The organism is Sodalis sp. (in: enterobacteria), from assembly GCF_047607725.1.
GTDB lineage: Bacteria > Pseudomonadota > Gammaproteobacteria > Enterobacterales > Enterobacteriaceae > JBLKSS01.
On the sequence record NZ_JBLKSS010000250.1, the window covers coordinates 1 to 3,587 of the forward strand.

The 3,587-nt window shown below is 55.5% G+C and carries 3 protein-coding genes and 2 pseudogenes; all 5 read right to left on the reverse strand.

Annotation, left to right across the window (positions count from 1 at the left end; all coding sequences use genetic code 11):
• Positions 1-339: 339 nt before the first annotated feature.
• Positions 340-612, reverse strand: coding sequence for a nucleoid-associated protein HU-alpha (gene hupA / locus ACMX3H_RS17705; protein ID WP_415211742.1), 273 nt, complete (start codon positions 610-612; stop codon positions 340-342).
• A 189-nt stretch (positions 613-801) separates the two neighbouring features.
• Positions 802-1,394 (reverse strand): annotated as a pseudogene (locus ACMX3H_RS17710) (YjaG family protein).
• 57 nt (positions 1,395-1,451) lie between these two features.
• Positions 1,452-2,147, reverse strand: coding sequence for a deoxyribonuclease V (nfi, locus tag ACMX3H_RS17715; protein WP_415211743.1), 696 nt, complete (start codon positions 2,145-2,147; stop codon positions 1,452-1,454).
• Positions 2,148-2,158: 11 nt separating this feature from the next.
• On the reverse strand, positions 2,159-3,223 hold the full coding sequence (gene hemE / locus ACMX3H_RS17720; protein ID WP_415211744.1) for a uroporphyrinogen decarboxylase: 1,065 nt from the start codon (positions 3,221-3,223) through the stop codon (positions 2,159-2,161).
• Positions 3,224-3,271: 48 nt separating this feature from the next.
• Positions 3,272-3,464 (reverse strand): annotated as a pseudogene (gene nudC / locus ACMX3H_RS17725) (NAD(+) diphosphatase); the annotation flags it as partial.
• Positions 3,465-3,587: the final 123 nt, after the last annotated feature.

Consider the following 3,587-nt stretch of genomic DNA (forward strand, 5'->3'; position numbering starts at 1 on the left):
CCCCGGAAGCTAAAAGTCTCCAGAGTATGGCGGAACAGAAGATGAGCGATCGGACAGAATCGGAATCGCTGATCGGGCGACCGGAATCAGTGATCGGGTGAAATCGGAATCAGTGATCGGACGTGACCGGAACCAGCACGCTGGCGGTATCGTCTTTACGCCAAAGACGAACGGCGCCGCGATCGGCGATATAACCGGTGGCGGTAAACGCGGGTGGGTGTTTGATGGTAGCTATATGCCGTCAGCATCAGAGCCATAAGCCCTATCCGACCACAGAGCCGTAAAGACAAAAGGGGCATGATTGCCCCTCTGCTTATTGTTTTCACCTGCACACTGCGTTTATTTAACTGCGTCTTTCAGTGCTTTACCAGAAACAAAGGCAGGTACATTAGCAGCTGCGATTTTAATTTCTTTACCAGTCTGCGGATTGCGGCCAGTGCGTTCGCTACGATGATTAATTTTGAAAGTGCCGAAACCAACCAATTGTACTGCATCACCCTCTTTAAGAGACTCGGTAATTGCTGCCAAAGTGGATTCCAGCGTCGACTTCGCTTGTGCCTTAGAAAGATCAGCTTTATCAGCAATTACATCAATCAGTTGAGTCTTGTTCATATGTTATCCTTACAGTGTGTTTATCGCTTGCTAAGCATCGAGTGCGACGGATATGCCGATTGACAGCACTCTCCTGCATACACGCACCGATAGCCACTTTTTTCACGCCCCCCAAATGTAGACCAGACAGGGTGCTAATGTGAAGCCTTATGGACCAGCAAAATAGGTGTTAAATCACGTTTTTCTGCCTTATTGCTGCAAATTTATCCCAATATTGCTAATTCCGGCCTCGCGCAGATCGGCGCGCAGTCCTTTAATCAATTCCATGTCACGTTCTTCGCTGGCCGCCAATAAACGGTAAATTTCCCATTGCACATCCCATTCCTGCTCAATGACCGGCAATGCATTAAGCTCTTCTTCGGTCATTTCCCGTTCCGCTTGGGTCATTTCCACCATCGCCACGCTACGAGAATAGACGTCTCGCTTACGGTGATAGCATGCGCCAACGTTTCTCCGCTCAAGCGAGAATGAAGAAGTTCACTTAAGGCGACGCAGGCGTCTATCGCGGGATAAACGCCGTAAAAATTATAATCATCGGCGGCCGGAATCGCTTCCTCAAGTTTTTCCAGCTGCAAATCGAAATTGACCTTAGCATCTTTTACTACCAGCGTCTCCCAGACGAGATCCAGAATACGCCGAAAAATCGCAGCGTCACCAAAGGCGGTTTGCAGACAAAACAGCTGGTAGTTAGGATACATGCGCTCACAGAAGGAAGCCATAAACGTGATATGTTGCCAGCTTTCCAGCTTTTCCAGGCGCAAATGTATCGGATTACGTAACATTGGGTGTCCCATTACTCTTTATCTTGCGCGCAGTTTACCTGAAATTCGCGCCAGACCCTATTGCGGCGGGAAAAAGTCCGCTTCATCCCGCCCCTGCTGCCAGCGCTGAAAAGCCGTGCGGTTCGATGCCACCGCATCAGCCCAGCGCGTCGGCTCCGGCAAGCGGTAGCCGCGCATGCAAAGTTGCACCCAATGCAAAGCCGATTCCAGCCCCACCCGATGGCCGGTGGAAATAAACAGCGGATTGCAGCGCGGTTTGCTGCGCCACACCCAGGCCAGTTGCTCGCCTTTGTCTATCAGCGGCGCCAGTGCCCCTTGTTGTTCCGCCAGCGGCTCGAATTGACCGCATAAGCGCCGCTTGGCTACGCCGATGGTCGGGATATCCACCAACAGGCCGAAATGGCTCGCCACGCCCAGACGCAGCGGATGGGAGATGCCATGACCGTCCACCAGCAGTAAATCCGGACGGCGGCCAAGCTTGTCCCATGCCGCCAGCAGCGCCGGATATTCGCGAAACGACAAAAAGCCGGGGATATATGGCATCGTAGTGACGACACGCGCCACCTGGTATTCCAGAAGCTCCAGCGACGGAAAGCGCAGCAGGGCGATGGCGGCGCGCGTGACCTCGCCCCCTTGCTCAAAGCCGACATCGGCGCCGGCGATAAGCCCGGGATGGGTAAAGGCGAAATCGTTGTTGCGTATAATTTTTCCCGCCGTGGCTATCTGTTCGGCGCACAGCGCTGCGATATCCATACGTCTATGTCCTAACGGTGATAGGGCTGCGACAGCCGGTGTACCGCCTCAACGAAATGGCCCGCATGCGCCGGCGGCACATCCTGATGAATGCCGTGCCCGAGATTGAAGATATGCCCCTCGCCCGGGCCGAAACCGTCCAGTATAGCGGCCACTTCGCGCTCGATTCGCGCCGGCGAGCCGTAGAGCACCGACGGGTCCATATTTCCCTGCAATGCCACCTTGTCGCCAACCCGGCGGCGGGCGTCCGCAATATCAGTGCTCCAGTCAAGGCCGAGCGCATCGCAACCGGGGGCGGCCATCGCTTCCAGCCATTGGCCGCCCCCCTTGGTAAATAGCGTCACCGGCACCCGGCGGCCCTCGTGTTCACGTAGGAGGCCGTCAACGATTTTATGCATATAGTGCAGGGAAAATTCGCGATAATCGGCGCCGGTCAGCGCGCCGCCCCAGGTATCGAACAGCATAACCGCCTGGGCGCCCGCGCGGATTTGGCCGTTCAGATACAACACCACACTGTCCGCCAGTTTATCCAGCAGCAAATGTAGCGTTTCCGGCTCGGCGTACAGCATCTGTTTAATTTTGGTGAAGGCCTTGGAGCTGCCGCCTTCCACCATATAGGTGGCCAGCGTCCAGGGGCTGCCCGAGAACCCGATTAACGGTACCGCCCCCTCCAGACGCCCGCGAATGGCACGCACCGCGTTCATCACATAGCCAAGCTCCTGCTCGGGATCGGGGATCGGCAGTTGTTCCACGTCGCGCCGGCTTTGTATGGGACGCGCAAAGCGCGGCCCCTCGCCCTGTTCAAACCACAGGCCCAGTCCCATAGCGTCCGGGACGGTGAGAATATCGGAAAACAGAATGGCGGCGTCCAACGGATAGCGGCGCAGCGGCTGCAGCGTCACCTCACAGGCCAGATCGGCGTTGCGGCACAGCGACATGAAATCACCGGCCTCGGCGCGCGTCACTTTGTATTCCGGCAAATAACGGCCGGCCTGGCGCATCATCCAGACCGGCGTTACGTCGACCGGCTGGCGCAGCAGGGCGCGCAGATAGCGGTCGTTTTTCAATTCACTCATTCGGGTATCCTTGCTGTTATGGGTGAATTGTAGCATGGGCGCCGGGTTTTACCGATGCGCGCGGCAAAGGGCAACGGTATCTTCAATCAACCGGCGCGCCACGGTCATAATCGGCCATAAACGCCATCATCAGAGAATGGGGAAATGGCCAGGGCTGGGAGGTTACGTAACGCACATTTTTCACCTGTACCTGCGTTTCTTCCATCGTAAGCGTACGCCCAGCGCCGTCTGTTAATTCCCCATCAAGTTATTGAAGATGATGTCCATTATTTTTTTAATGGGCGCAATTCATGAAACAAACCCCACCAAAACCCTCAAGACGTCGGCCCAATTTCCCGCTGGACTTTAAAATTAAGCTGGTTGA